Origin of the sequence: Arthrobacter sp. USHLN218 (assembly GCF_037144715.1) — a bacterium.
In the GTDB taxonomy this organism is placed as follows: Bacteria; Actinomycetota; Actinomycetes; order Actinomycetales; family Micrococcaceae; genus Crystallibacter.
Genome location: NZ_JBBCYT010000025.1, coordinates 1 through 424 on the forward strand (window position 1 = coordinate 1; position 424 = coordinate 424).

The following is a 424-nucleotide window of genomic DNA, read 5'->3' on the forward strand; positions in this document are numbered from 1 at the left end:
TCACCCCTCCTCCACCGAGGCCCTCAACGAGGTCCTCGGTGACCTCGCCTGACCCGCACGGGAACCGGCGATCCCGGGAACAGGCGTCAGCCCAGCCCCACGATGACCACGGTGAAGGGCTGTTCATGCCGTTGACCTCAGGGGTGGTCCCGGGCACTGGATGGAAGGCTCCGTCCGCTCGGCCCAAACCGCGATCGAGGAATTCGACCGCATGTTCGCCGCGCAGCGCTGATCCGCTTCCGCGGACGAAAGGGATCCTGCGATGGCTCGATTGTTCGATAACCCCATGGTGCTGGTCATCCTGCTGGTAGTGCTCCTGCTGCTGTTCGGCGCCCCCAAACTGCCAGGCATAGCCCGCAGCCTGGGCCAGTCGATGCGGATCTTCAAATCCGAGGTCACCGAGCTGAAGGGCGTGGACCCCGAG

The 424-nt window shown here is 65.3% G+C and carries 1 protein-coding gene; it reads left to right on the plus strand.

All coding sequences use genetic code 11. From position 1 onward, the window contains the following. Window positions 1–262 precede the first annotated feature (262 nt). Window positions 263–424: twin-arginine translocase TatA/TatE family subunit (locus WFH44_RS21355; protein ID WP_336716656.1), on the plus strand; the 162-nt coding region annotated here is incomplete at its 3' end.